The organism is Vibrio sp. CCUG 15886, assembly GCF_028570825.1.
Lineage (GTDB): Bacteria > Pseudomonadota > Gammaproteobacteria > Enterobacterales > Vibrionaceae > Vibrio > Vibrio vulnificus_B.
In genome coordinates this window covers 782,076-807,842 of record NZ_JAQQBT010000001.1, presented here as the reverse complement: position 1 = coordinate 807,842, position 25,767 = coordinate 782,076, and the positions used below count along the sequence as shown (strand labels likewise).

Here is a 25,767-nt window from a genome sequence, read left to right as displayed (position 1 = left end):
GACAATGTTAATAATCTGATTTTATGAATATCTCAGCTTGTTTTATCGCCTGTTAGTTTCCAAGCAATGGTAATTTATTAGTAAGTCGGTAGAATGTGCCAGCTAAGATTTTTTGAGTGACTTGAATGACAGTTAAAGCGATAGACTTATTTGCCGGCGCCGGTGGTTTTACACTTTCTGCAATAGATGCGGGAGTGGATGTGCTTGCAGCTATCGAGTTTGATAAAGCAGCTGCCAACACGTACAAGAAAAACTTTATTGAATCTAAAGAGCTAAATATTGACCTTCGTGCTGGCGAAGAGTGCGGTGATATAAATAATGTCGAGCCGCAAGAGCTAAGAGATAGTTTAGGCTTAGAACCAGGTGAGTTGGATTTGATCCTTGGTGGACCACCTTGTCAAGGGTTTTCAACACATCGCATCAAAAACGCAGGTGTCAATGACCCTCGTAATGCATTGCTTCTCAGATACTTTGAGTTTGTAAATGAATTTAAGCCGAAGGCGTTTCTCGTTGAAAATGTTGCGGGGCTTTTGTGGAAACGCCACAAGCCGTTTTTGGACAAATTCATTGTATTAGCTGAACAAGCTGGTTATGTAATTAAGTTCTGCGATTCAGTGAATGCTAAAGATTACGGAGTACCTCAAAACCGTAAGCGTGTATTCATTTTCGGTATCCGTGAAGATCTAGATTCTGATGAGATTGTATTTCCACCATCAAGTACGCATTTTTCTTCAGCGTCAGGAAAAGAGCCAGAATGGATTGCGGCATCTTCCGTATTTGAAAAGATTCCAGAGCACCTTTACCAAGTCTATTGGGACGATTTCTTTGATCAAAAAGACAAGCGCACCAAAGATGAGATATTTAAACTTCTCAAATCACTTCCTTGTGGAGAACCTTTAAATAAGAACGATCCTTGCAACGTTCACATGAAGCCAAGCGACATGATGAAAGAGCGCTTTGCGGACACTCCACTAAATGGTAGTCGTGAAGATGCAGGTGAGAGACACCGGTTGAAATGTCATTCAAACGGTTACAAAGGGCACAAAGATGTGTACGGTCGGATTTTCATCCATACACCGAGCAATACAATTACTACTGGTTGTAACAATCCATCTAAAGGACGGTTTGTTCATCCTTGGCTAGATCACGGGATAACGTTACGTCATGCAGCAAGGCTGCAATCCTTCCCAGATTGGTTTAATTTTTATGGAAGTTCGACAGAGCAAGCTAGGCAAATAGGAAATGCAGTTCCGCCCAAGCTTGGGGAAGCTCTAATAAGACATATATGCAGTGGATTGAATTAGAAAAAGTGCCTACAATGTTAGGCACTTTTTTTTTATTTTCAGTAAGCTAAGTTACAAAACGAGCTTATACGTAACTGGAATCAATTTATGCCTCTAATCACATCGTCTTTCAAAACGAGAGCAAGAACGATAGACCATCTAGGACGAGAACAGATCGCTGACTGTCCTACTGCCATATCTGAACTTTGGAAAAATGCCTATGATGCAGATGCTGATGAAGTTGCTCTACACATACTTGATGGTGAGCAGTCAGTAGCCGCTATTGTTGATAATGGCTTTGGGATGAGTTTGGCTGATTTCGAGGAAAAGTGGCTTACTGTAGGTACTGAATCTAAGATTGAATCCGAAGACGGCGAAGCTGAAAATGAACGTAAGTACAATAGACAAAAACAAGGGCAAAAGGGTATCGGTCGCTTATCATCTGCAGCCCTAGGTCATTTGTTGTTGCTCGTCAGTAAGAAAGAACACCATCCATATGTAGCAAGCCTTATCGACTGGCGTATTTTTGAGAACCCCTACGTCATGCTCCACGATATAGCTATTCCAGCAGTAGAGGTAGACAGCCTAGAAGAACTTCATTCAGAACTACCATCTCTCTACGAAGGCTTGATGCGTAATGTAACTCCCTCAAAAGAAGACAAGTCTGAAGCTGCTCTTCGTTTGAGAGGTGCTTGGGAAATGTTTTCTCGATTCGAGGAAAAAGAGTACCTTAAACAGAATCAAATTTTAGATGGCTTTCAATCTACCCTAGAGCAGATTGTTATTCAGTCACAGTTAAATGTCTTCACCGAGCGCGTCATTAATACTTGGCAGGTTGCAAAGGGCATTAGTGAGACAGGCACAGCGATGTTTATGGTTGGCATTCCTGATGAACTGGAAGATCAGTTAGTCCTCGACTCTATCGCCGAAGTAAATGACGCAACAGGTCGCGCAAAGTTAAAATTACTGGAAACACTTTCTAATTTTACAGATCCTTTTGTTACCGAAGATGAGAAAAATAAAGACGATCCGTTTTCTTGTGTTGTAGTGGCATGGAATGGTCAACTACAGCGAGTGCTCGTTGGTGAAGAGCGCGAATTTGATATTAGCGATCTAGAAAAAATGGAACACTTGGTCGACGGACATGTGGATGAAGAAGGGTACTTCAATGGTACAGTTAAAGTATTCGGTCAAGTGTTCGATGGAGTGGTCATAAAGCCTGTAAGACAATACAAAACTCGTGTTGATTCTCGGTTTGGCGCTTTTGATGTGCGGATTGGCGGCTATGAGGGTTTGAAGCAAAGGTCATCTTTGCCAGAAGAACTCTGGGAACAAATTGAATCTAAGTCGACATTGCATGGCGGTTTAAGAATTTACCGTGATGGTTTGAGAGTGATGCCATATGGTCGTGATGATAGTGACTTTTTTGAGATAGAGAGTCGCCGTACTAAAAATGCGGGTCATTATTTTTGGTCTGCACGAAAGACGTATGGACGCATTAGCATTTCAAGGTTAGGTAACCCTAACCTAAAAGATAAAGCCGGACGAGAAGGCTTGATGGACAATCGCGCAGCAATGCTGTTCCGAGAAATTGTAATCAATATCCTTGTAGAAACTGCAGTGCGTTTCTTTGGTCGTAAGTCTAAAATCAGGGAAGAAGCTCAAGCGGATATTGCTGCTGAAAGGGCAGAAGCAAAAGCCAAAGCTGACCGAAAAAAGTTGCTCAAGAATGAGCGTAATCGAGTTAAAAAACTAATAAAAGACAACCAGCCAAGCCTATCTGCGTTCCTTATGGAGTTAGAAGAGGTACAAGCGGACTTGATTCATGGTGAAGACATCACTAACTTGCAGCAAGCCAAAGAACTCAAAAACCTTTCTAATAGATACAATGAAAATTTGAAAGATTACTCTTTGAGCCCCATCCCTCCAAGCTTGGGTACAGTGAAAGATCAATATGATGAGTACCGTTCTCTTGAGTTACAAGCAAAAGAGATAGTGAAACGGCTGACGATGTCGGCTGATTCCGCAATCGAAAAACATACAACAAAAAGTGACACCGATGTTGCTCGTTCACAATTCAATACAAACCGTGGCTACATTACTGCAAAAGTGAAGAAAATGGCGGCAGAAGGCCGAGAACTGCTAAAAGCTGAGTTGGAGCGGTTTGAACAATTGGTTGATAGCTGCAATAAGGCTTATGACGCGGCACTAAGCGAGTTATTAAAGGATCTCGACCTTGGAGTTGTGTCCCCTGCGGATGCAATGAAAAAGATAGATCTCGAATACCAAAAGCAAGAAATTGAAAACGCTCAAGCTCTGAAGCCATACATATCTGCTCTAAGTAGCATTCGAAATGCAATTGACCTCGAAGGCTTAGCTATGGCGAGTTTGCGTGAGTCAAATAAGTGGCAGCAAGAGGCGACAAGACTAAACGGTTTAGCACAGCTTGGTATTACCGTTGAGATTATTGGCCATGAGATTGAAGGTCTTGATCTTACAATGGCTAGGGGCTTAAAGGATCTTCGCAAAACAGATTTAACAAGCACCCAAAATGAGTTGGTTGACTCAGTTAGCTTTGCTCATGAGAGTTTGAGTGATAAATGGCGCTTTTTGTCTCCATTAAAACTTTCGGGTGACCACACAAAAACTGATGTGACTGGCTCGAAAATCCTAGGCTATGTAAACAACTTTTATGGTGAAGTACTGGAACGGCGAAACATAACGCTTAGTGCTACAGAAAGCTTTAACCAATTTAGCGTTTATGATTCACCTGCTAGGTTGTATCCAGTGTTTATCAACTTAATCAACAACTCTCGTTATTGGTTAAATGTTAAAGACGAAGATCCAAAAGAAATCTTGTTGGATTACAGAGATGGAGAAGTCATTGTCGCTGATAATGGCCCAGGTGTTGATCTAGTCGATTTAGAAAGTCTGTTTACCCTTTTCTTCACCAAGAAACAACGCGGTGGGCGTGGTGTAGGTCTTTATCTTTGTAAATCTAACTTGGCTTTATCAGGACATACAATTCGTTATATTACAAATGCTGATGAAAAAATTTTATCGGGTGCAAATTTCGGAATTAAAATCGGAGGGCTCTTAAATTGAGTATGACGGTTTTAATTAAAGAAGCTTACATAGATCCGATTCGTAGTGTTATGGTTGTCGATGATGAATATCCAACGCTATCTAAACTTATCACTGGCGACGATGGTTCTAACCCCGCTGATAAAGAACGGCTTTTAGAAGTTATTGGTATGTGTAAAGAGCATGAAAATAACTGGATGTTGGATGTACATGATGGGCAGTTTAATGGGACGGGTGATGTAGATAATCTTCATCATAGTGATTTATTAATTTTAGATTATCATCTGGAGGGGAATGGTGATGATGGTCGAGGTGAAAAAGCTCTAGGAGTACTTTCGTCCTTAGCTCAAAAAGAGCACTTTAATTTGGTAGTTGTCCATACCAAAGGGTATACCGATGTTGGGGCTGATGACGGCTATAGAGCTGTTTTTAAGGACATTGTATTTCATCTCCAATGTCAAAAGTTATTTAAAGAAATACCGGAAGGTCTATTACAGGGAAGAAAAATTACTGATGCTTTAGATGCATGGGAGGATGAACAGTCCGGTATTGTAGACAGTTTAATTGACTGTATTTCTGATTTTGAATATTTGAAATTGTTTGCACTCAATATAGCACCAGAAAAAATCGATAGTTCATTACCTGAACTCAGGGAGCTAAAGTCGAAATATGACAGTCGTCCATTAGATGAAGACGATGATTTGGAACAGTTGGAGTTTAAGTTTCTCCAATGGTTTGTTTTGTGGAAAAAGGGCGAACGCCTTAGAGAGCGCTTTGGTTTAATTGACTTTGATGATCTTCAATGGAGCGGGGATGATGCTTACATGTGGGTCAAAGCAGGAAACTTGTTTGTTTGCGTTGCGGGTAAAGCTGTTCCTACCGCTGAACTTCCAACTAAATTGTTAGAAGCATTAGAACATTGGGGACCCCATCCTCATCGTCTTTTGTTGGCAAAGTTAAGACATAAGTTAGATGAGCATGGATTTGCATTGACAAGTAATGTGTTGAGCAAACAACATACACAAGCAGGTTGGTTACGAGACTTATTAAAGGTCAGTGAGAAAGACCTTGAACAACAAGCGTGGTGTACGGCTCAAAATCATTTGGAAGAAATGTCTTGGCATTATAAAGATGAACTAAGTCAATACTTAACTCGCGTAGTTCAAAGTCTTGGCGCTTCTGGAATGCCTGCGGAAGATATTGAAAAGCGATTTTTTCCAGAAGTGGTGCTGAATAATGATTTTGAGATTTTCAAATCATCCAATGCATTTAGCAATTCATTACCAGTAGAAGGTAAGCATCTCACAACTGGCCATGTGCTAAAAAATGGTACGACGGGAGAGTACTTCCTTGTGGTTACTCCTGCATGCGATTTAGTGCCTGGGCGAAACGGTCAGCAAAGTAGTATCGAAGCCGTTATACAAAGACTATATCCGATAGCTGGAGCTCTGCGTCAAGATAGTGATACACGCCCTCTGGGTGAACAGGTTTTGTTTGAGCGTTGTAGAGAATTTGTGAACTCTAAGCAACTAATCTTTATACCCGTAGGTGAAAATATAGAAGTATTTTCTGCAGTATCAATGCTGTACAAAAATGCCAACCCCAACTTGACGAGTTTAGCATTTGCTAATGAGGGTATTTGGAATGACCGATTTGAATTGAGGAGTTATAGTTTAAATCTGTCACTAACCCCGCCACAAGTCAAAGTGTGTGACTATACTATAGTTGGTCAACTGAGATACGAATACGCTCTACACCATTCGAAAGTATCTGGAGAATATGTGTCACGTATTGGTTTAGACTATATTAGATGAAATATTAAAGCGGCTGAATTGCCGCTTTTTTTAACTATTTTTGGCCTTGTTGCTGAATTCAGGCACAGGCCGAATGCTGGTTAAATCGTTCGTATTTTAAACGATATACTGAGTTTCAGGCATACCTATCCCAGTTAGTTTGTTGAGTGCTTTGATCATGGCGTAAGTCTCACCAACTTGTGCGTTGTAATTTCGAAGCGTGAGTGAAGCACCTAGTAGTTGTTTTACGCGATACATAGGGGTTTCCGACAACGAACGCTTATGGTAACCATACTTCTGTTTCCACTTTTTGTTCGAACCATAGAGCTTTTGGCAGCCAACTGCCAGATTCCGTGGATGCCCTTTTTCCCAGAAAGCTGCACCCTTACGCGGAGGGATTAGAGGTATCGCTTTCTTAACCCTAATTGCCCTGTGACACTCTCTTGTATCGTATGCACCATCTCCCGAGATTTCCTTGATAGTTCGGCGTGTTTGCTTGAGTAGATTGGGGAGTACTTCCGCATCGCTCACACCTGATAGTGTTAGCTCAGCAGCGATAATTTCATGTGTATCTGTATCAACCGCAAGATGGAGTTTACGCCAGACTCGACGCTTGCCGTCGGTTCCATGCTTTTTCACTTTCCATTCTCCCTCACCGTATACTTTGAGCCCAGTTGCATCAATGGCTAGGTGTTGGATAGCGCCTCGTGTTGAAGCTTTGAAACTAACCTCTACATCCTTGGCTCGGCGGCTTATGCAGGTATAGTGAGGACAAACCAATGGGATGTTCGCCAACCTAAAAACAGAGTCGAAAAAGCCTTGTAGCGCCCTCAAAGGTAAGGAAAAGATGCGCTTTATCATGAGAGCCGTCGTGATAGCGAGATCACTAAACAGTCTTGGTCTACCACGTCTGTCCTGTTTAGGTTGTTTCCACTCAGTTATGGCCTCCTCATCAATCCAGAATGTGAGTGAGCCTCTGTTGATCAAGGAGTTATTGTACTTGCGCCAGTTGGTGGTTTTGTAACGAGGCTTCGGCATGAAATCAAAGTCAGTGAATGAATGTCCCTGATCTGATCGTAAGATTTTGATTTAGTTCACTCGATTTGTGCAACAAAGCCGAGCGGTTATGGAAAGTGATGAATGAGTATGCGAGGAATAATATTTACTTCTCCTCGAAGGTCGCATTTGCAACGGCTATTAATGAATTTTTCAATGTAACTCTGCCAAAAGTTGCAGGCTCACTGGTATCCAGAATTACGGATAATTTTCAGATTTTGAGACCTGCATCTTCAAGTTGAGCGGGTATAGCACTATTCTGTAAAAACAAGGGAACTCGGTACCGTTTGAGAAATCAAAAACCGACAGTTGCAACGACACCGAGCGAAGAGACTAGTTTAGCAAAGTTAGTCGTAAAACGTTGAGGGTGACACTATATCCGTGATCATGATGACATCTATAAAATCGGTCAGAGCGATGTCGCGGCTTTGATTTATTTGGACCTACCCTAATCGCAGCATTCTTTGACTCGCAAACGGTTTTTGTTATCGCGGTTGGCGATAACTTGCGCGTGGTCGTCTATCGCGCCGAGTGTTTTCGCTAAGCGATCGTACATCACCACATTGACTGTCGCGGCGAGATTCATGCAGCCGTGAGTGGGGATATAAACAACATGATGTGCTTTGTCGACCACCTCTTGTGGCAGTGAACCATCTTCCGGGCCAAAAAGATAAATGGCTTTTTCAGGATGGGCAAAATGCGGCAGTGCAGTGGCGCCGACCACCAACTCGACACAAACAATCTCGACATCGCCGTCAAGGCTGGCGGTGAGGTCTTCCATCTCCAGTAAATCAATCCGCTCATGACTATTTTGTGTATCGGTCTGAAACCTAGCTGCTCGGCTATAACGGGTGCCGTTGTAGCGCACCTGAGTGGCGTTGTAGCAACCTGCCGCGCGCATCACTGCGCCGACATTGGTGGGGCTTTTGGGATTGTGCAGTCCAATTATGACTGTTGGCTCAGTTGTCATCGCTGTCTTTCTACTTCTGTATTGCTATCGTTGAGCTGGGTGCTCACAAAGGGCGGGATTATCGCTCTAACGGGGCAGGAGTGCTAGTGATGAATGCACTTCAGGGGAGATTCAAGATGGAGCAGTGAAAACGTCAATGCGAATTTGCCTTCTTTCAACTGAAAGCGGTACAACAGCCATTTGGTCAAGAAAGGTATTGTGATGCCTCGAAAATCATACACCATTACCATTAAGAGCCGCTTTTGCGGCTCTTGTCTTAAGCATTACAAATGAAATTCGCCCATGCGCTCAGGTTGGTAAGTTACTTCGAGAATTTCGATGGTTTTTTCCACGCCGCCGGGCATTGGCCATGTGAGCTGCTGGCCGACAGAAAGGCCAAGCAACGCGCTGCCAACTGGGGCAAAAATAGAAACGTCATCGGGGTTACGAACTTGGTCTGGGTAGACTAGTGTTTTCTCCATGACTTTGTCACTGCCGACAAACGTAAAACGCACCGTTGAGTTCATGGTAACGATGTTGTCGGGCATCTGTTGTGGCGCGAGCACGTTGGCTCTATCTAACTCATTTTCCAGCTTCTCCAATTCTGGTGATAAGTTCGCCATCTTTTCAAGAAGTGCGCTAATACGATCCATGTCTAGCGTTGATACGCAGATCGATTCAGTGTTGGACATTTATTCCTCCTAAACGCAATACCGCCCCAACAAAAGTCAGGGCGGCATAGAAAAATCCAGATTGTTGTGCTTCTCAATGGGAGTAACACAAGTTTGTCGTGCCATTCTAATCAATATGAATGAAGTTTTCTATGTTTCGGTTGTTTTCATACATGAAAGTGGGAGGTGGTGAGGCAAATAAATTGAGTTAACAGTGTGATACCCCCTTCCTACTTGAAGCTGTCGCGCTGTTGGCTTCGTTCCTTCCCTCTAATCACATGGCCTGTCTATACTCAAGGAGATGAACTCACTTGCCGCCTACCTACAACTCCAAGTAGTTTGGGTATTAATATAATTAAAGGTTTCATCGGCTGCTGTGCGATACTCTGCGCTCAGCATAACGGGTAAACAGAAACGAGAAAAAGATGAAGATTGATTTCACGGCAGGTCCTTTAGGTGAGGGTAAGCAGCGTCAACTCAGTGCTGGGTTTGAATCTCACAGTGAAACGCATTTGGCACCGCCTTACCAAAAAGAACGTTTTAATTGGACTGTGGAGGATGAGCACGGCAACCTCATCGCTGCGTTAACGGCTGACTTACTCTGGGATTGGCTCTACATTGATGAGCTTTGGGTTGATGAGGCATGCCGAGGCACGGGAATGGGCAAAAAGCTGATGGCTCAAGCAGAGGAGTACGCGAAACAACATTCGTTATCTGGTTTGTGGCTCTGGACACAAAGTTGGCAGGCTCCACAGTTTTATCAAAGCTTGGGGTTTGAAGAATTCACGCGCTTTGATGATTTCCCAGCAGGGCATAGCCGAATTGGTTTAAGGAAAAGGATCGCGAAGTGATGAGCGATTGCTTCTTGTAAGAACAAAAGGAAAGGTTAGCGCAGACAAGAATCAAATTGGTCGGTGAGTTTTTGGCGTAAAATGACTCTCAGATTGGCGCGAAATGACCTAATGTTTGATTGTAAGTCCCCTTATAGTTCTCCACAGTTTTGATACAGGAGAACTTTATGAAACGTTTTGCGAGCCATCTTTTTACAGCATCAGTCTTGGCGTTGTCTGTTTCAACGGCTTACGCCAATGATGATCATGAACCAAAAGTCGATCCTTCAGATCTGACAGCGGTGAGCACCTCTGGATACATCGGCATGAATAACCAAGGGGATGTAAAGTTGTCGGCTTCGCTGGGTTTTGGCCTTGATAACGGCCAGATGGCCATGGGAACATTGGAAGGCACCATGGACCAAGAAGGTAAATACAAAGATAGCCGTCTACAGTATTTTCATGTATTTAACTTACCTTATCCTCACGTTCCACGAGTGGCAGCTTCTCTCGATCTTATTGATAATGCAAACTTTACCACTCTTGCAGCCGGTGCCGTTGCAATGTTTAACCCCGGTATTAAAGATGTTGTGATGTTTGGCCGTGTCGGAGCTTTGGCGGGTCAGTATGACGAAAATTTCAGTAGAATGATGGGAGAAAACGATAGCGATATTATTGGGGGGATGGCTGCAGGGTACCTTTCTTGGAAGCCTGGCGCGGATGGCACCTATCTCATGTTCTCGCCAGAATACACCTACATGGACGGCAGCATCGAGACATCAACCTTGAAGACGTCGTTAACTCTCGGTACCCCGCTTTCTGCAGATGGTAAACGCTGGGGGCAGTTTAAACTTGAGAACACTTATGGTCAGATGGAATCGAGTCAGAAAACGATCCACATCGATGACACGGTTGCGTGGGCCTTCTACAAAGTGTATTTCTAATCTTTCTGATTTTCCCCGAAGCAAGGATGCTTCCCATGTTGTTTTCTTCTTGTTAGCGATCCCTTTCTCTCTCACTCCCACTTAATTACCTAGCTCTTAACTCCTGTGTTGTTTTTGTTATCGCACAGGTGAAGACACACTGATGACTTCCGCAATACCTTTTCAGCGCCGTAGTCTACGACACTCTCTTTCTCTGTAGAGCTTTTAGCGATTTGAAGGGCGGCTGTAAATCTTCTACCATTAGGTCAGTTTACGCCAAGGATGAGCAATCATGTCGCACAACATTAATACGACCAGCTCGAGCAATTTGCTGCCATTTATCCGATATTTCGAGAAAAACAGCATTGACTGGAAAGCGGTCGCCGATCAATATCAAATTCCGCATGATATCCAGTCTCGCCAAGTGTGGCTCTCTTCTCAACAGTTAATGTCGTTTCTCATGGCGATGGTTCGACACTCGAATAAGAAAGTCGGATTGGAAGTCGGGAAGCTGATTACTTTATCGCAAATCTCGCCAGCTCTAGAGAGCAATATCCGGCGTTGTGGTGATTTGTCGCAAGCGATAGAAACCTTGATACAAATGATCCCAGAGCTGAGCAGCCACGTGGTTATTTGGGTGGAGCAAATTCATGGGGATTGGTATCTCTGCCATCGTGGCGCCTACCATCCTTCAACGCTCGGTTTTGACCAAACAGAGTGGTTTCGTTCATACGCTTTGCTCTCAATGTGTCGCCTATTTTTGGGCAAAGAATGGGTTCCAGAGCACGTCTATATGAGTTTTTCGAAACACCTGGCACAAGGACTTCCTTTTGAGTCCTCCAATACACGCTTCAGTTTTGATCATCCGTTCGGTGCTATTAAGGTCGAGCTTGATAAGGATTACCAACCCATTTCATTGACGACAAATGAGGTTGATTGGGTGGAGCGAATTAAGCGTTTGTCCCATACGTACGCAATGCTGCCTTGGTTTACTGTCGATTGGTTTGCTGGTTTTCTTCATATGTCGTCGCGAACGTTGCAGCGAAAACTGGCGGAGAAGGGCCTGTCATTAAAAGAACTTCGGGATGAGGCGAGGGTCGAGACGGCAAAACAGCTTTTGCAAGAAAAGATGACCTCGGAAGAAGTGGCGTGGTGTTGTGGTTACAATGATCTGTCTAACTTTAATCGTGCTTTTCGCCGTTGGACAGGTGTTACTCCTGCACAGTATCGCGCCTCTAATAAAAAAAGCGCGTAGTGTGAACTACGCGCCTTCGACTCTCTTTGGTTATATTGTTGGATTATTTCTCTGTACGGCGAATCGCTTTACCGGCTTTCACTGTTGTGTCTAATTCGCTATTGTTCACCACGATTTCACCGTTGACCAGCAACCAATGTACGCCGACTGCAGGATGGTTTGGATCTTGGTAAGTACCGACATCAGAGATGGTTTCTGGGTCAAAAACAACAATGTCGGCATCCATATTAGGTTGAATTCGGCCTTTATTTTTCATCTGCGGAACGAAATCTTCGAGCAACTGTGCAGGCATTAGAGTCATCTTACGAATGGCTTCTGACATCGAAAGCAACGCACGCTCTCTCACATACACACGCAACACTTTGGCAAAAGTACCATTCGAACGAGGGTGAGAGAATAAATCTTTTGGTAGCGGCCATTCATCTCCAGCATAGTTGTCTACATGGCCTTCTTCATCCATGTGCATCCAGAACATTTCATCGGATTCGATGAGTACATCTGGGCTTAAAATTGACGCATCCAGTTTCGCCAGATCTTCTGGGTTATTCTCATCTAGGAAGTGCCAAACAATAAAGGTTCCCGGATTGTTCGCTTGATAGTCAGCCAATTGTTTTTCAGACATACGCTCTTTGCCAAGCTGGAAGTTTTCTGCAGTCGAGCCCATTCGCTCACGCCACCCTTCACCTTGGAACATCGCCGCGCCAACAACCGTACTTGCTGCACCGTAGGGATAAGCGCCTACCGTAACATTAATCCCTTGTTCTTTGGCTTTCTCGACCATAGGTAAAATGGTATCGATGTCCTTGAGTGATGTGCTATTAATGTGGCACAAATGCATATGAGCCCCTGTAATCGCCGCATTACCGATGAGCTCTTTTACCGCTTCAAAAGAGCTTTGTGGCTCGGCATTACTGGCATAGCGAACGTGTGTATAAGTTGCTACATCTCTTTGCGCGGCAAGCTCCGCTAGGGCGTAATACTCTTTTTGTCCATGGCCTGGTGCATAGCCAGCATTAATACCGATGCCTAAGCCCCCTTCATCCAATCCTTGCTCGATCAGCTTAAGAATCTTCTCTTGTTGCTCAGGGGTTGCGATATCCATCTTCCAATCATTACGTGATTGCGCTTTTTGAAAATAGTCCGCGGTGGCTTCAGGTTGGGTACCACTAAAGGTTGCGATTCGAGCGTATGTCCAGCCTGCTGCAGCACCATAGTTCAATGGTAATCCCTTCTTGCCTTGCTCATCATACCAACTGGAAATGGGTAGCACACCGGATTCTAACTCCAACATGGTGGTGACCCCTTGCATCGCTTGCATGCGATAGTCACCAATATTCTGCCCGTGGGCGTGAACATCAATAAAACCTGGGGCTACCACTTTTCCAGTGGCATCAATGGTTTTATCGCCGCTGATGGCATCCGTCGTGATGGTCACAATTTGGTTATCCTTGATACCGATGTTGGCAATGGCATCAAATTTGGTTTCAGGGTCAATGACTCTACCATTTAGGATCACGGTATCGTAACTCGCGGCAAGAGCAAACGGAGAAAGAAGACTTAGGCTTATCACTGACGCTTTTTTTACAAACTGTTTTATTGGTTTCATCACAAAATTCCAGTTAGTTAACATTGATTAAAAGGTGGAAACGAAGGTTTGAGAAAAGAACTCATCGTTTGTTACCGTTGTTCAGAAGTTGAACTCAATATAATCTGGCGAGCGAACTTTCGTAAGGTCATTTCGCGCCATTGCATCTGTGTGATGTTCGAAGAGTGAAGCGCAACTCTTTCTTTTTAGTATAAGAACGTTTTTACATTATCTTTGGAAAAACGTGCGGCGAAATTCACTGACTTGCTGTTGGTAGTAATTTTGCCAGTCAGATTCAGTCCATTCTGCATGGCTGGTGGCTCTTTGCTTGATAAGGCGCGATTGTAGCTCAGCAAGGGCGGTTTGGTAGTCTTGTACTTGCTGTTGTTGCTTAGCGACCGTTTGTTCACGAGCTTGAAGATTGGCACGCTCTTCTTTGGACAGATAAGTTTGCTCCAGAGTTTGACGAATAGCGGCTTGCTCTGCATCGCTAAAATGACTTGGGATGAGCGAAATACCTCGTTCATATTTGGCACTATCACTCACTAGCCCTAATGATTGTTCGCGGTTTTGCCACTGCTCCATCAAACGCTGAAAACTGGCTACAAATTCTTCGGGATCGCTTTGGCGAATGGATTCGGTGTCGAGACTGAAATCGTAAAGCGCGAACTCATCGGCAAACAGAATATCTGCCAACTCGCCCCAAATCTCCCTCGCTTGTGCTTTAAGTTGCGCGATTCGAGCGCTTAAGGCTTGCTGTTCGTCAAATAGCAGATCGCCTAAATGGCGTTGCCATTGTGCGTTCAATTCTGGGTATTGAGAGAGTAGCGCAAACAGTTCTGCCGAGAGATAAGGCGATAACGCCATCAATTGTTCTTCGCATCGTTTCTCTGGTTGGCATTCGCGCCAAAAGGCATCCAGTTCAGCAATCAATTCTCGACCTTGAGCTTGGTGGAGGCTTTCCGCCAGTAACTCGCTTGACGATGTTTTATCTGTTTGCTTTCGCGCTGAAACGCTATTGACATTAGTGGCAACCAGCGTGTCTGTTGGTTGATGATGAATGGTGTCTACACTCTGAGATGATGTGGCCTCCACTCGTTGAGCAGAAGTGGCGGCATTACTCTCGTTACCAGAGAACAGCGTGATAAAAACCATGCCCGCGGTAAGCGCGGACAGGGTGATGACAAAAACAAGGATGATGGTACGCATCATGGCTTGATCACGGTAGAAACTGGGAAGTGGTCTGAAAGGTTATAGTGTTTCCATAAGCTTTCTGCCGTTGAGCGGGGGATGTCTACACGGTTGCTGTTATCGCCTTTCACTGCGTACTCGTTACTCACCATGACGTAGTCGAGATATTCCACGTTCTCGCCACCAGAGAGAGGCTCGCCTGCAAAATTGTTGATACGAGGATCAAATGTTGATTCGGTGTAGCCTGAGTAGTGCGGTTCAATCGCGCTTAAGTTGGCGATCATCTGTTGATAGTCACTTGGGAACTTACGCTTATTGACGTTGAAGTCGCCGCTGTATACCACGGTCTCATTGGCCGGAATCTTTAATGACTGAGCGAGGGCGCGCATCTGTTTGAACTGACGCTGGCGGTAGTCGCGCGCAGTATCGGTATCGTATGACGCGGTATGTGTGGCAAACACATGATAGGCTTCACCGCCTTTAATCACTTCAGCGTAATTTACCCCTTTATCGGCAAAACAATCGGTACCTGTGCAATCAGGAAAAACAAACTGCGCCTGATTCACAATCGGATAGCGGCTGACAATGATCACGCCACCGTCATAAATGTTAAAGCCATCCTTATCCAACATTTTGGTTTGATAGGGGTACTCTTTGGCGAGTTCACGCAAAAAAGCATCGCGGCCATTGGCAAAAACCTCTTGTAATGCGAGCACATCATAGCCTTTAACATAGTCTGGGATGAGCTCAAAACGCTCACCAATATGGGACGCAATCGCAGGCAGAGCCCAGATGTTGTATGTCATGATCTTAAGATGCTGATCGTTGTCATCGGCCATCTCATCGACCTTGCTTGGTGTGATGGTGTAGTGAAGATCATCATAACGGGCGGTGGCGGAGGATTTAAACGCTAACTCCACTTCACGCTCACCAAACGCCAACGTCGGCGAGCGATGAACATTGCGGTCATCTTTAAGAGCCAAATTGACGTCGGCTGCGCTAACCCCATATTGAATCGAAGAGTTATACCAGTGCCCCCTCATTACCTGATTGAGGGAAATACTTTCGCCTTTCGGGTTAGAGACCACGGTTTCAAAGTGGTAGGTATGATTGGTTTTCACGCCGTCCCAGCGGTTAAAGCTAAGAACTGATTTGGTTTCCCAAGGGCCAAGGGTTTGCACATGCTGTTGCCACTCATCACCATATTTGAGTAAGTCGCTGCCATCGTGTTTGACTTGGATGGTTAACGGTTGATCAGAGTTGTTCGTTAGGTAAACGTCGGTATCTGCTAGAGCAGGCATTGCGATTAAGCCTGTAAGGATCAGACTCCACTGCGTTATTTTCATCTTTCTTATCCATAAGTTAGGTTAGAGCGATTATTCTTATTTATAAATATTACTCACACGTTAAATATGGATGACAGAAGTGTGTTTGCGGATAAATGTTAAATAATTGTGATCTTTGTTCCTTGGCAAGACAAGTAAATCAGAAGGCGATAAGGATGTAGCGAGGCCTTCTAATTTTCTAAAAGGGATAAGTTGAAACGGTTGTGATGGCATGGCTCAACGCAGGCTCTAACCCACAATGCCGTATAAATTATTCTCCATGCCATAGAGTTCTTTAGTGCCAAGTTGGCTAAAGCCGAGTTTTTGCAATAACCCATTGGAGGCTTGGTTGTCTGGTAGTGTGACGGCCAAAATCTGCTCCAACTGATACCGTTCAAAAGCGTCTGCCAATACTGCTTTGGCGGCTTCTTCTGCATAGCCTTGGCGCCAATGTTTTTCTAAAAACGCGTAGCCGAGATCTGGGTGTTCCAACTCTGGTCGTTTTAGCACACCGCACATACCAATAGGTGTGCCACACGCTTTGAGCACCACCATGCTTAAACCAAAGCCGTAGTGTTGGTAGCTGGCGATGGGGCCGTTGGTGAGGTATTGAATCGCATCTTCGGTGGTGCGCACTTTTTTATCAGCAATGTAGCGAATAAACGACGCTTGGTTGAGCAGTTGGATGATGAAATCGCTGTCACTAAGCTCAAAATGGCGAACAATCAAACGCTCGGTTTCACACAATAGTGCCATGCTAATCTTCCTCATTGTTTTTAAATGCGTTGGCACTGTACGCCTTATTATCAATAGAGAAAAGCAGTTTAGTTCTTACCAATCTTTGACAGAGCGGTACAAACGCCAAGTCGTTTTTCTTATACAATTTCGCTGAATGTTTTGGCGATTTTTGCTCGCTTGTTATCACTGAAATAAATGGATAGACCAATGAAAGCGCGTTTTCTTCTTTTGCTCCTCGTTTTAGCAGGCTGCTCTGATATAGTTCAAAGTCACTATGATAATTACCAGCAGGCTCAAGCGGATCGACTCTTTGAAAGAGGGTGGCTGCCAGATGTTCTGCCTGTGTCGACCACGCAAATTGAAGTGGCGAATGATCTGGACAACAACACCTCTCAAGGTTCGTTTGTCATTGCAGAGAAAGAAATGGCGCAGTTTCTTAGCCAGCTACAGCCTTTAGAGACCGCAAACCAATATCGATTTGAATCGGACAATAGTGTCTGGATTTTTACTCTCGGTGAGCAAGGCCATGTGAGTTATCTACTGACGTCGAATGATGACATTGTGAAGGACAGTGAAGAATAGCAGTGAAAATAAAGCAAACAGCAGACACTATCATTGTGATTGCTTTGCCGTCCTTGATTCATCGTATTGGTGGGGAGACGACAAAGCACTTGAAAAGCGTGGCGGCGGATCATGGTTGTGAACTTAAGCGCGTTCGTCGATCTCGCCATTGGCAAATTGCTGGCGAAGCCTTAGCACTTCAGGCGTTTTATGACCAAGTAAGGCGCTTGGAAGAAAACTCGGCCAGCTATCTAGTCAAAAAAATGCAATTGGCGTTGGCTTCACACAGCGAGAAGCTGGAGCCACTGGAAGACAAATTACAGCGTTTGGTGATGGAAAATCCGGCGATTACCTTGGCGGAGTTGATGTCGCAAACGCACTGCAGCTTATCACAAGCAAGGAGTGCACGCTTTTCTGCTGAGAGTTTGTAAGCGGGGATGATGGGGAGAGGAATAAGAGAAGAGCCACAATGTGTGGCTCTTGTCGTTTTAACCGTTAAGCACTTTGTGGACGTGGCTTACGACGTTGAGCCGAAGGCTTGCCATTAGCAGGCTTGCTGTTACCAGTTTTCGCGCTGTTTGGTTTGGCGTGACTTGGCTTGCCGTGTGTTTTGCCATTCGCGTTGTTCGCAGGTTTCGAGCCCTTTGTATTTGGTCTCTTACCTTTGTTGGCTGAATCATTGTTACCTTCTTTTGGCGCAGAGAACTGACGTTTGGCTTTGCCATTACCATTACCACGGTTCTGCCCTTGAGGTTTGTCTGCAGCTTTCGCCTTTTGGCTGCCTTTACTGTTCGCCTCACCGCCTGTTGCTTCCGCATTAGGTGCTTTCGGTTTCTTTGGCTTCTTCGGTTTTTTCGGCTTAATTGGGCGCGTATCCAGTTTAGACTCTGGTACTGCGTTGGTTGGCGTGTAACCTTCCAGCGCTTTACGAGGTAGCACTTCTTGAATCAAACGCTCAATGGCAAACAATTCAGGCGCTTCGAGCGCACATACTAGAGAAATTGCCTTACCCGTTTCACCGGCGCGGCCAGTACGGCCAATGCGGTGTACATAATCTTCCGCCACTTTTGGAAGCTCAAAGTTCACGACTTGAGGAAGCTGAGGAATGTCGATACCGCGTGCGGCGATGTCGGTTGCTACCAATACGCGAACCTCGCCTGATTTAAAATCCGCCAACGCTTTGGTACGTGCACCTTGGCTCTTGTTGCCGTGGATAGCGGCGGCAGTCAGGCCTTGATCGGTAAGGAAAGCCGCGAGGCGGTTTGCGCCATGCTTGGTGCGAGTAAACACCAGTACTTGTCGCCAGTCACCGTCTTTAATCAGCTTGGCAAGCATCGCTGGCTTTTTCTTTACGTCTGCTGGGTAGATGCATTGCTCTACGGTGCGAGCCGTTGAGTTGGCTGGGTTAACTGAAATCTCGATAGGGTTGTTCACCAAGCCTTTTGCCAGTTCGCGAATTTCGTCAGAAAACGTGGCTGAGAACAGCAGGTTTTGGCGTTTTGCTGGCAACAAAGCCAGAATCTTGCGGATATCACGAATGAAACCCATATCCAACATGCGGTCGGCTTCGTCCAGTACCAGCACTTCGAGCTGATCAAACTTCACTGCATTTTGGCTGTACAAGTCCAACAAGCGGCCTGGTGTTGCCACCAACACATCAGCACCTTTACGCAGGCGCAGCATTTGTGGGTTGATTTTCACACCACCAAACACCACCGCACTGTTTAAATCCAAGTGGCGGCTGTACATAAAGACGTTTTCTTGTACTTGCGCGGCTAATTCGCGGGTCGGCGTTAAGATAAGCGCACGAATGTGGTTTGCGCGCACACGTGGCCCTTTTGCCAGACGTTCAAGAATAGGCAGCGTGAAGCCCGCAGTTTTACCTGTTCCTGTCTGTGCCGCCGCCATGACATCTTTGCCTTCTAAAATAGCAGGAATGGCCTGCAATTGGATGGGAGAAGGGGTGTCATAGCCTTTTTCCTGAATAGCTTTAAGGATTGGTGCAGACAGACCTAAGGAGGTAAAACCCATGTATGATTCTCTATATTAGTAAAGTCAGGGCCGACGATTTCGCTATCGGCCAAAAGTGCGACATTCTGAGGCTTTTAAGGGGGGACTTCAACCGATAATTCTCCTTTCTCGAAATCCGTCATTTGGGAATCTTTGTGTGATCAATCTCTCTTTTCTGTTTTCGTCTTTAAATTCGTCCTTTACCTCAATTTAACTTGAGGTTTTAGGCTGCTCCTTGTTAGTTAAGTGCAAGGAGCAAAATGATGAAAAGTTATGTAGAACACGCCAACATGTCGGTGGTTGATGCGCAGAAAACCATTCATTTCTTAACCAGTGCGATTCCCGAATGGCGAGTACGTGGCGGGGGCAAGTTAGACAACTGGTTTGGCCGCGCGATTGAGTGGTTCCATGTTGGCGATGAACACAGTTATATCGCCATCAGCACTGGTGGAGAGGGGGATGCTGCGAATTGGACAACGGCTTTCACGGGGGTAAAGCATATTGGTATCGTGGTACCCAATGTGGATGCGGTGGTCGAACGACTCGCGTTAGCGGGCTACGCTTTAGATCATTGGGGTGGCGATCATCCACATCGCAAGAGCGTCTACTATCTCGAAGATCATGGTTTCCAGTTCGAATTTGTTGAGTACTTTAGTCAAGAAAATGATCTGAAAAACGATTACACGCTATAACCAAAAATAACCAAAAGGAGAGAAACGTCATGGAGAAGGCGAGGCCAATTCAGTTGCAAGCGATTGATCACATTGTGCTGAGGGTGGTGGATCTGCCCAAGATGCTAGCATTTTATTGCGATATTTTAGGCTGTGTTGTTGAGCGTGAAGTGGCCGAGTTTGGCTTAACTCAGTTGCGAGCAGGCAGTGCACTGATTGATCTGGTCACGGTGGACAGCAAGCTCGGGCGACAAGGCGGCAGAGCTCCCGAGCAAGAAGGGCGAAATCTGGATCATTTCTGTTTGCAAATTACCCCTAAAGATGAGCAAGAGATCCTCGACTTTCTCATTCAACACGGGGTGAAGGTGGAAGATTTCGCCAATCGTTATGGCGCGCAGGGATTTGGCCGTTCCATTTACCTCTCCGATCCAGAGGGCAATACGGTTGAGCTAAAACCTCAAAACTCTTGATTCATCTTCTCAAGACAAGAGAGCAGCAGTGCTTGCTGCTCTTCGTCGATATGGCGTGTGAGCTCGCGAACCAAATCAAGATGCAATTGATTGTGCTGGCGATGAATCACTTGTCCTGCTTCTGTTAGCTTGACCACGATGGCACGTCGATCTTCTGGGAGTGCGCAGCGCTCAATCAACTCTGCTTTGACCAGTTTTTCTATCTGCACCGTTAGTGTGCCTGTCGTGATGCCAAGCTTTTCTGCCAGTTCTTTCATTCGCAACGCACCGTGACAGCCGAGCACTTCAATGGTGTGAATTTGTGCCAATGAGTAGCCGGTTTCTTTCACCACCGATTGCTCCCACGAAGACATCTTGTCGTAGAATTCAGTCAGAGTTTGATTGAGTTTTTCTAAATTTCGCATTACTTGGCCGGTTGCAGTTCCAACGTGAGGTGGTGAATCTTATCAAATTTTTCCAGCATGTGTTTATATTCCTCATACGAGGTTTCGCTGTGATCCACCAAGCTGATGATCGCGCCGTAATGGTGGCCGCTGATCCGCCACACATGTAAGTCGGTCACGGTGGCATAAGGGCTTAACGTTTGGTTAAGCTGCTCGATGTAATTCGATTCAATGCTTTCATCAAGCAAAATGGGCGCTGTTTGTTTCACCAGTCCGAAGGTCCATTTACCAATCACCAGTGCACCCACGATGCCCATCAATGCATCGAGCCAAATCCAACCATAGAACTTACCAATGATGAGGGCCGCAATGGCCAAGATTGAAGTGAGGGCATCCGCCAAAACATGAAGATAAGCGGCGCGCAGATTGTGGTCGTGATGGTGCTCATGCGCATGTTCATGATCATGTTCGTGGTGATGTTCATGATGATGATCACCGTTATCGTGATGATGGTGATCATGCAGCAAGAACATACTGGCGACATTGACGGATAATCCAACCACTGCCACCAAGATCGCTTCATTAAATTGAATACTTTCAGGATTAAATAGGCGATGAACCGATTCCACCACCATCAGCAAGGCGACGATTCCTAAAGCAATCGCGCTGGTAAAACCACCAAGCACGCTGACTTTCCCCGTGCCAAAAGAGAAACGAGCACTGTGCGCGTGTTTTTTCGCATAGCGATACGCAAAGAGGGTGATGCAAAAGGCAGCTGCGTGCGTCCCCATGTGCCAACCGTCAGCCAGTAGCGCCATGGAGCCGTAAAGGGTACCCGCAACAATTTCCGCCACCATAGTAAAAAGGGTGAGTAAAAGAACGTAAAAAGTGCGTTTTTCACCCTGTTGATTGTGTGCGGTAAATCGGTGGCTTTGAGAGCAAGCAGACATAAAAGAAAATCCATTTGTTTGATAGTCAAAATATTTGAAAGTCAATTTAGTTTGATTGTCAAAGTAAGTCAACGATTTGTTGCGTCGGTTATCGGTGGTTGAGGTGCAATTTATGCAATAAAGTGCATTTACGATCGCATTCGCATTTATTAACAAATAATCACCCTTAAAGTGTAGTAACATATTATCCTAAAAATTTATGGAGGATATATTAAATGGAAAAGTGTCCAGGTGTTGTAGTTATAGTTTTCGATGTGAGATCTTGAATATAATTTATCATTAATGAAATCTATTAATTAGATAGCAATGTGGTATTTTTATATTCAAAGTATTTGATGGGAGTTTATTTAAGATGTAAGTGGTTCAGTTTATATCAGAAAAATATCTGTGTTTCAAACTGTGATGTATAAGAATAAATAAACAAAATCGAACCGTGAACTTGAAACGATTAAGTTAAATCAAATATATGATATAGCGACTTATCAAGCAGTATCACACTTCTGATAGGAAGCAATACAGATTTTGGAAAGCTATTTCTGATGGGTGTAAACTATGAGGAATGTTTTGCTTTTGGGTTTTTTATTGATGTTTTTGCCGTTTTTTGCAAAAGCGGATATAGAAGAACAAATGTATTCTGACTTGAATTTATCAATTTCAACCTTAGGTGAAAAAATTGAGCATTGTAGAAAAATAGCGTTAGAAAACAAGCCAAGTGAAAGTACGATTTCATACTTAAAAGATAAATCGGATTCTTTCTTTTCAATATTGCCCTACGTAAATTATTTGGCGATGGAAAAATGCACGTTGGAGCAAAAGAAAAATTTGGCCTATGTACTGCTTTATGTGAAAAGCAACTCTTCTAGAGAAACAACAATCAATCTAATAAAATCAACTGAAAAATTGACGTTTAGTGTAGACCATTCTCAAAAAGTCAACTTTGAATCACTAGACCAAGAATCCAAAGCGTTTATTTTGTCGAATGACTTTTTTTCAAAGCCTTTTGATGTACTAGGCTTATTTGAAAAAGTTACTGAAGAATAATGGCATACAAGGCATTCCAGAGAGCCTTGGTACGCCTAGCACTCCCAGCACTCCCAGTTTACGATTGGTTTGCTGGTTAAGGTGCGATGCAGTCACTTTGGTCGTGCGTGCCTGCATCCTCCATGTGTGGCTTTAGCCGTTATCTTCTAACCACCACGGTTTGAGTGGTGATTCTTCATTAAGCACAAGGCGCTGACCAATCTCTGGGCTGATCATCGTCACGCCTTTTTCTTCGCTGATCTGTCGCGCTTTTTCCATCGGTTCATGCCAATCGTGCATTGCCAAATCAAAGGTGCTGTTGTGAATTGGCATCATTTTCTGGCCTTGCAAATCAAGATGCGCTTGAACGCTCTCTTCAGGGAACATGTGAATGTTCGACCACAAACTGTTGTACGCGCCAGTTTCGATCATGGTGAGGTCGAACGGGCCGTATTTTTCCCCAATGGTTTTGAACCCATCAAAGTAGCCAGAGTCACCACTGAAGAAGAGGTTTTTCTCACGGCCACGAATGACCCAACTTCCCCACAAGGTGCTGTTACTGTCGGTTAATCCTCGGCCTGAAAAGTGCTGGGTAGGCGTGAATACGTACTCAATTCCGTTGACTACGTGGCTTTCCCACCAATTAAACTCAACGATTTTGTGCTTGTCCACGCCCCATTCTTGCAAGATCACGCCCACTTTCAATGGCACAAGAAAAACGCCCACTTTGCTCGCCAGGGTTTTGACCGTGTTTTTGTCGAGATGATCATAGTGGTCATGACTAATGAGAACCACATCGATGTTTGGCAGCCCATCGAGCTCAATTGGAGTTGGGTGAAAGCGGGCAGGGCCAAAAAACTGTACAGGTGAGGCGCGTTTACTGAATACCGGATCCGTCATTACCAATTGACCGTCCAACTTCATCAGCACACTTGAGTGACCAAGACGATAGAGCACATCTTGCTGCTCCTCAAGCAACTGTTCCGTCGTGATGCTATGCACTGGCAGTGCAAATGTGGGTTTCGGTGCAGCTCGTTTCGTCGTGAAGTACGCTTTGACGATTTCAAAGAGGTCAGAACCGCCATTGAAATTGGGGTCACTATTACGAAATGTCTTTGGATAAAGGGATTTCTCTGCCTCAGCAGTCGAGCAGGCGGTGAAGATCGAACTCATGGCAATAGCTCCTAACACAGTCAAAAAAGTGATTTTGATAAGTCGTTTGTTCATTGTGTTTTCATCGTCCTTCTCACCACAAAAGAGAGTGATTTAATGTAAACTACTCGGTGTAGTTTACATTTTGGGCGTGAAAAGTAAACTACTTGGTGTAAAATAATCACATCTTTCGACAACCTGAGCAGTAACACCATGATTGAAAAGAAAAAGACGCGAAGTGAAGAAAAGCGAGAGGCGATACTCACGGCAGCGAAACAAGCGTTTTTGGAATTTGGTGTACAAAACACCAGTATGGATAAACTGGCTGCGTTAGCAGGGGTGTCGAAACGAACCGTTTATAACCATTTTTCCTCAAAAGAAGCCTTGGTGATGGAGCTGCTATCCGTTTTATGGAAGAGCACGATCACGGAGGATGAGTTGGTTGCGCTCAGTAAACGACCTTTGCAGGAACAACTGGTGAGTTTGCTGTGCCAAGAAATCAATGTGATTGCTCAGCCCAGTTATTTAGATATGGCGAAGGTGGCATTAGGCCATTTCTTGTTTAAGCCAGAAGAGCTGAAAGCGCAAACCAGCAGCATGTCGAAACAAGACACCGCACTCTACACGTGGCTAGCAGAGCAAGATAAAAAAGGTCGTTTGAAGCTAGAGAGCGTGGAACTCGCTCGAACCCAGCTTCACAGTTTGATCAAAGGCAGCGCCTTTTGGCCGCAGCTTATTGGCAGCGCCGAACCGCTCACGGCTGAACAAGGAGAAGCGCTGGCAAAAAACACCGCAGCGCTGTTTTTAAGTCATTATGCGGTGAGTGAAGAGCCCGGTAAGTAAAGGCGAGATTTCCGCAAGTTAATGCGGCGATACGATCGCCGCAGATTCACAGGGTCAGCAGACTTTAGCGTGTACGCCGTGTTACAACGCTTTGGCGATCTTTTGGTAGATCGCCTCTGCCAATTGATGGCTAGCGATATTCCGTTCCACAATCTCACTGGCCAGTTGACCACGCTCCACCACCTTGACCCAATCTCTGAGCATCGGTGTAAAGCCTTTACTGGTGAGCATTGGTGTCCAATCCTTTAACGCCAACTTAGTTTGCAGGCCTTGCTGCCAAAGGTGGCCTTCACAAAATGAATCAAATTCAACGGCGCGGTTTTGATAGCTGGCCGCCACACGTTCTGTGGTGACACCAAACTGACGGTTCATCGATGCGTGCAACAAGGTTTCTCCAGCTTGCCATTGCACATCCACTCGCGCGAGTTGAGTGCCCGCCATTTGGTAGGTTAGGTAAACCTCTTGCAGATCGGCTTGACGACTGAGATTCACGCTGTCGAGAGGGTGGATGAAATCATCAAACAGAAAAGTACGTAGCTCACCTGGAAGATCGAGTCGATGTTTTTCCCAACGCAGCGAACGCAGCGCCTCCAATCCCTTGCCTACTCTATTTGTGGTGTCGAGTTCAGGGATGGTTTGATTGAAGAGAGGAATATGGCGACGGTTAAACCCGACATATAGAGGCTGGCCGTGCTGATGGGCGATTTCATACAGCGTTTCAACATCGTGAGCGTTGTCTGCCAGTGGCTTGTCGACAAACGTTGGGATGCCCTGCTTAAGAAAATAGCCTGCAATGTCGGCGTGCACGCTGGTGGCCGCGTGAATCATTACCGCATCAATGCCCATTTTGGTGAGCTGACGGTAATCACTACAATATTCCGCAATTCGGTATTGTTTGGCCAATTGTTCAAGCAGCGCGCCATCGCGTGTGCAGAGCACCAGATCGATATCCGCCATTTGAGTGATCACGGGCAAATATGCTTTCTGCGCAATATCCCCTAAGCCAATCATTGCAATTTTCATG

General features: G+C 45.1%; 24 protein-coding genes and 1 pseudogene. 13 read left to right on the top strand and 12 right to left on the bottom strand.

Annotated features, from left to right (window positions below; translation table 11 throughout):
* Nucleotides 1–125 precede the first annotated feature (125 nt).
* The 3 genes from PQQ36_RS03435 (at nucleotide 126) to PQQ36_RS03425 (ending at nucleotide 6,181) form a co-directional block, all read left to right on the top strand.
* Nucleotides 126–1,304: a DNA cytosine methyltransferase gene (locus PQQ36_RS03435; RefSeq protein ID WP_225468935.1), complete on the top strand. Its 1,179-nt coding sequence runs from the start codon at nucleotides 126–128 to the stop codon at nucleotides 1,302–1,304.
* 87 nt (nucleotides 1,305–1,391) lie between these two features.
* Nucleotides 1,392–4,388, top strand: coding sequence for a sensor histidine kinase (locus PQQ36_RS03430; protein WP_225468936.1), 2,997 nt, complete (start codon nucleotides 1,392–1,394; stop codon nucleotides 4,386–4,388).
* A gap of 2 nt (nucleotides 4,389–4,390) precedes the next feature.
* Nucleotides 4,391–6,181: a response regulator receiver domain gene (locus PQQ36_RS03425; RefSeq protein WP_225469098.1), complete on the top strand. Its 1,791-nt coding sequence runs from the start codon at nucleotides 4,391–4,393 to the stop codon at nucleotides 6,179–6,181.
* 96 nt (nucleotides 6,182–6,277) lie between these two features.
* Here PQQ36_RS03425 and PQQ36_RS03420 read toward each other — a convergent pair whose 3' ends face one another.
* Nucleotides 6,278–7,198 carry an IS5 family transposase gene (locus tag PQQ36_RS03420; RefSeq protein WP_225468937.1) on the bottom strand — a complete coding sequence of 307 codons (921 nt, stop codon included), beginning with the start codon at nucleotides 7,196–7,198 and terminating at the stop codon, nucleotides 6,278–6,280.
* Nucleotides 7,199–7,269: 71 nt separating this feature from the next.
* On the opposite strand from PQQ36_RS03420, the pseudogene PQQ36_RS03415 reads away from it, so the two are divergent.
* Nucleotides 7,270–7,458, top strand: a pseudogene (locus PQQ36_RS03415) (IS630 family transposase); the annotation flags it as partial.
* A 206-nt stretch (nucleotides 7,459–7,664) separates the two neighbouring features.
* Here PQQ36_RS03415 and PQQ36_RS03410 read toward each other — a convergent pair.
* Together PQQ36_RS03410 and rnk are read right to left on the bottom strand one after the other, a co-directional pair.
* Entirely contained in the window at nucleotides 7,665–8,186 is a 522-nt protein-coding gene (locus tag PQQ36_RS03410) for an RNA methyltransferase (RefSeq protein WP_176301674.1), read from the bottom strand.
* 263 nt (nucleotides 8,187–8,449) lie between these two features.
* A complete protein-coding gene (rnk, locus tag PQQ36_RS03405) occupies nucleotides 8,450–8,857 on the bottom strand; it encodes a nucleoside diphosphate kinase regulator (RefSeq protein WP_225468938.1) in 408 nt (135 codons plus the stop codon).
* 404 nt (nucleotides 8,858–9,261) lie between these two features.
* On the opposite strand from rnk, the gene PQQ36_RS03400 reads away from it, so the two are divergent.
* The 3 genes from PQQ36_RS03400 (at nucleotide 9,262) to PQQ36_RS03390 (ending at nucleotide 11,844) form a co-directional block, all read left to right on the top strand.
* A complete protein-coding gene (locus tag PQQ36_RS03400; RefSeq protein ID WP_045595927.1) occupies nucleotides 9,262–9,687 on the top strand; it encodes a GNAT family N-acetyltransferase in 426 nt (141 codons plus the stop codon).
* A 167-nt stretch (nucleotides 9,688–9,854) separates the two neighbouring features.
* Nucleotides 9,855–10,610 (top strand): hypothetical protein, encoded by a 756-nt coding sequence (locus PQQ36_RS03395; RefSeq protein WP_273660334.1) that lies wholly within the window; start codon nucleotides 9,855–9,857, stop codon nucleotides 10,608–10,610.
* A 271-nt stretch (nucleotides 10,611–10,881) separates the two neighbouring features.
* Nucleotides 10,882–11,844, top strand: a complete 963-nt coding sequence (locus PQQ36_RS03390) for an AraC family transcriptional regulator (RefSeq protein ID WP_273660333.1) — start codon at nucleotides 10,882–10,884, stop codon at nucleotides 11,842–11,844.
* Between the two features lie 43 nt (nucleotides 11,845–11,887).
* Here the strand turns inward: PQQ36_RS03390 and PQQ36_RS03385 are convergent, their stop codons facing one another.
* The 4 genes from PQQ36_RS03385 to PQQ36_RS03370 form a co-directional block, all read right to left on the bottom strand.
* A complete protein-coding gene (locus PQQ36_RS03385) occupies nucleotides 11,888–13,450 on the bottom strand; it encodes an amidohydrolase family protein (RefSeq protein ID WP_043877562.1) in 1,563 nt (520 codons plus the stop codon).
* Nucleotides 13,451–13,657: 207 nt separating this feature from the next.
* Nucleotides 13,658–14,641 carry a chromosome partitioning protein ParA gene (locus PQQ36_RS03380; RefSeq protein ID WP_273660330.1) on the bottom strand — a complete coding sequence of 328 codons (984 nt, stop codon included), beginning with the start codon at nucleotides 14,639–14,641 and terminating at the stop codon, nucleotides 13,658–13,660.
* Entirely contained in the window at nucleotides 14,638–15,966 is a 1,329-nt protein-coding gene (locus PQQ36_RS03375; protein ID WP_103200766.1) for a sphingomyelin phosphodiesterase, read from the bottom strand. Before PQQ36_RS03375 ends, PQQ36_RS03380 begins: the two co-directional genes overlap by 4 nt.
* Nucleotides 15,967–16,194: 228 nt before the next feature.
* Entirely contained in the window at nucleotides 16,195–16,701 is a 507-nt protein-coding gene (locus PQQ36_RS03370) for a GNAT family N-acetyltransferase (protein ID WP_273660329.1), read from the bottom strand.
* A 177-nt stretch (nucleotides 16,702–16,878) separates the two neighbouring features.
* On the opposite strand from PQQ36_RS03370, the gene PQQ36_RS03365 reads away from it, so the two are divergent.
* Nucleotides 16,879–17,265: a hypothetical protein gene (locus PQQ36_RS03365; protein ID WP_273660328.1), complete on the top strand. Its 387-nt coding sequence runs from the start codon at nucleotides 16,879–16,881 to the stop codon at nucleotides 17,263–17,265.
* Between the two features lie 2 nt (nucleotides 17,266–17,267).
* Nucleotides 17,268–17,675 (top strand): ribosome recycling factor family protein, encoded by a 408-nt coding sequence (locus PQQ36_RS03360; RefSeq protein ID WP_273660327.1) that lies wholly within the window; start codon nucleotides 17,268–17,270, stop codon nucleotides 17,673–17,675.
* Nucleotides 17,676–17,739: 64 nt separating this feature from the next.
* On the opposite strand, the gene PQQ36_RS03355 is transcribed toward PQQ36_RS03360, so the two are convergent.
* On the bottom strand, nucleotides 17,740–19,275 hold the full coding sequence (locus tag PQQ36_RS03355) for a DEAD/DEAH box helicase (protein ID WP_111437073.1): 1,536 nt from the start codon (nucleotides 19,273–19,275) through the stop codon (nucleotides 17,740–17,742).
* 242 nt (nucleotides 19,276–19,517) lie between these two features.
* On the opposite strand from PQQ36_RS03355, the gene PQQ36_RS03350 reads away from it, so the two are divergent.
* Together PQQ36_RS03350 and PQQ36_RS03345 are read left to right on the top strand one after the other, a co-directional pair.
* A complete protein-coding gene (locus tag PQQ36_RS03350) occupies nucleotides 19,518–19,946 on the top strand; it encodes a VOC family protein (protein WP_045622767.1) in 429 nt (142 codons plus the stop codon).
* A gap of 29 nt (nucleotides 19,947–19,975) precedes the next feature.
* Nucleotides 19,976–20,395 carry a VOC family protein gene (locus PQQ36_RS03345; RefSeq protein ID WP_061057986.1) on the top strand — a complete coding sequence of 140 codons (420 nt, stop codon included), beginning with the start codon at nucleotides 19,976–19,978 and terminating at the stop codon, nucleotides 20,393–20,395.
* Here PQQ36_RS03345 and PQQ36_RS03340 read toward each other — a convergent pair.
* On the bottom strand, nucleotides 20,383–20,799 hold the full coding sequence (locus tag PQQ36_RS03340) for a MarR family winged helix-turn-helix transcriptional regulator (protein ID WP_011081548.1): 417 nt from the start codon (nucleotides 20,797–20,799) through the stop codon (nucleotides 20,383–20,385). The two genes, PQQ36_RS03345 and PQQ36_RS03340, sit on opposite strands and share 13 nt — an antisense overlap.
* Nucleotides 20,799–21,728, bottom strand: a complete 930-nt coding sequence (gene dmeF / locus PQQ36_RS03335) for a CDF family Co(II)/Ni(II) efflux transporter DmeF (RefSeq protein WP_111437396.1) — start codon at nucleotides 21,726–21,728, stop codon at nucleotides 20,799–20,801. The genes PQQ36_RS03340 and dmeF overlap by 1 nt, the downstream gene beginning before the upstream one ends.
* Nucleotides 21,729–22,280: 552 nt before the next feature.
* Here dmeF and PQQ36_RS03330 point away from each other — a divergent pair.
* The gene (locus PQQ36_RS03330; protein WP_111437394.1) at nucleotides 22,281–22,769 is read left to right on the top strand and encodes a hypothetical protein; all 489 of its coding nucleotides are present in this window, start codon (nucleotides 22,281–22,283) and stop codon (nucleotides 22,767–22,769) included.
* A gap of 132 nt (nucleotides 22,770–22,901) precedes the next feature.
* Here the strand turns inward: PQQ36_RS03330 and PQQ36_RS03325 are convergent, their stop codons facing one another.
* Nucleotides 22,902–23,921 carry an MBL fold metallo-hydrolase gene (locus PQQ36_RS03325; RefSeq protein ID WP_181388637.1) on the bottom strand — a complete coding sequence of 340 codons (1,020 nt, stop codon included), beginning with the start codon at nucleotides 23,919–23,921 and terminating at the stop codon, nucleotides 22,902–22,904.
* Between the two features lie 192 nt (nucleotides 23,922–24,113).
* Between PQQ36_RS03325 and PQQ36_RS03320 the strand changes: the two genes are divergently transcribed.
* Nucleotides 24,114–24,743 (top strand): TetR/AcrR family transcriptional regulator, encoded by a 630-nt coding sequence (locus tag PQQ36_RS03320; protein WP_040110933.1) that lies wholly within the window; start codon nucleotides 24,114–24,116, stop codon nucleotides 24,741–24,743.
* A gap of 81 nt (nucleotides 24,744–24,824) precedes the next feature.
* On the opposite strand, the gene PQQ36_RS03315 is transcribed toward PQQ36_RS03320, so the two are convergent.
* Nucleotides 24,825–25,766 carry a Gfo/Idh/MocA family protein gene (locus tag PQQ36_RS03315; RefSeq protein ID WP_273660326.1) on the bottom strand — a complete coding sequence of 314 codons (942 nt, stop codon included), beginning with the start codon at nucleotides 25,764–25,766 and terminating at the stop codon, nucleotides 24,825–24,827.
* Nucleotide 25,767 lies beyond the last annotated feature (1 nt).